This is a genomic window from Noviherbaspirillum album, from assembly GCF_035916955.1.
GTDB lineage: Bacteria > Pseudomonadota > Gammaproteobacteria > Burkholderiales > Burkholderiaceae_D > Noviherbaspirillum > Noviherbaspirillum album.
The window spans coordinates 1-1712 of sequence record NZ_JAWIIV010000102.1; the positions used below are offsets into that span (position 1 = coordinate 1).

At 59.8% G+C, this 1712-nt stretch carries 1 protein-coding gene and 1 pseudogene; both read right to left on the reverse strand.

Features of this window, described 5'->3' with window-relative positions:
• The coding region (locus tag RY831_RS32850; RefSeq protein WP_326510481.1) for a HAMP domain-containing protein at positions 1–1111 on the reverse strand (1111 nt) is incomplete at its 3' end.
• 179 nt (positions 1112–1290) lie between these two features.
• Positions 1291–1712, reverse strand: a pseudogene (locus tag RY831_RS32855) (methyl-accepting chemotaxis protein); the annotation flags it as partial.

Sequence of the window (1712 nt, forward strand, 5' to 3'; positions counted from 1 at the left end):
AGGCGATGCCGTCGATCACGCCAATGATGTCGACCACCTTGCGCGAGCTGTCCTTGATCGAGCCCATGGTCTCGACCACTTGCCCGACAACCCGCCCCCCTTTCAAAGCATGGTCGGAAGCCGAGACCACCAGCTGGTTTGCCTGACGCGCGTTCTCGGCATTCTGCTTGACGGTGGAAGTCAGTTCTTCCATTGAGGAAGCGGTTTCCTCCAGTGCACCGGCCTGCGATTCGGTGCGGGAAGACAGGTCGGCATTGCCCGATGCAATTTCTCGTGCAGCCACGGTGATTGCTTCCGTTCCCTGCTTGATATGGTTGACCGTGTTGACCAGATTCTCCTGCATCACCTTGAGAGATTGCACCAGCCGGCCTGCTTCGTCATTGCCGGTGTCAACATCGATGCGCGCGCTCAGGTCGCCGGCGGCAATGGTGTCTGCAATGTTCGCCGCATTCTGTAGAGGAACGGTGATGGTACGGGTGATGAGCAGAGCGATGATCGCGCCGATGGCAATCGTCAGAATGCCGACCGCCAGCATGCCCAGGCGCGTCGAAGCGAAATTTTCCTGCGAGGCCGCATAGGTAGCCTGCATGGTCTTCTGCTGAAAATCGGCCAGTGCGACCAGCGACATCCGCCATTTTTCCTGCAGGGGAAGGAAGTCGCTCTTGAGCATCGATGCGGCATCGAAATAATTGCCACCGGCCGCATGGGCCTTGATCTTTTCAATCACCGGCAGGATTGCCTGCCCTTGTTCGACTGTGGCAGCCAGGACAGCCTTCGATTGCGCATCGGCGGAATGCTTTTTGACCACTGCTTCCGCCTTCGAATAATTTTCGAGCAGCGTCACCAGTCGCTTGGATTCGCGCTCGCCTTCAAGCGCATCGGTCGGCGTAGCGATCTGGCGCAGGGCCAATGCAACGGACCATCCGGTTTCCCGCATTTCCATTGCACTGGTCAGGCTTGCCATCTTCTGTGAAACGATCACTTCGGTATTCGCATGCAGAGCCGTCATTCGCCAAAGCCCAAGGACCAGCAACGCAGTGGCGCATAGCAGAACCAGGCCGAAGCCGAGGGCAAGCCGCGTTCCGATTCTGATATTGGTCAGTTTCAACATAAGGTTTTCCTTTTTCTTGGTTTTGAAGAAGAACTGCAAAGGATCGGCAAAAAAACCGGGCTGGATCATGATTGCCATGGACTGCCCCAGCCCGATTCATGCGGGAGGCGCGCAGCCCTGCGGTGCCCGGCCAGCGGCACCTGCGCGCCTATCAGTCTGTCCTCTTGATCAAGCCGGCATCAGAACTCTTCCCATTCATCGTTTCCGCCCGGCGCCGAAGCAGGCTTGCTGCGAACGGCTACCGAAGCGGGCGGGCGCGACGATGCGCCTCCTTCCGCTTTCGGCTTGGCGAGTACGCGGGACATCTGCCTGGCCGGGGCGGGCGCGACCGGCTGCAAAACCGGGGCCACAGCCGGCGGCAATGCAGCCTGCTCGCTTGCATTCAGGCGGAAGACGGCAACAGCCTGTGCCAGTGCGGCAGCCTGGTTCTGCATGCTGTCGGCCGCTGCAGCCGCCTGCTCAACCAGGGCCGCGTTTTGCTGCGTCATCTCGTCCATCTCGGCAATCGCGCGATTGACCTGTTCGATGCCCGAGCTCTGCTCCTGGCTGGCGGCGGTGATCTCGTTCATGATGTCGGCCACGTGCTTGACCGATGTGACGA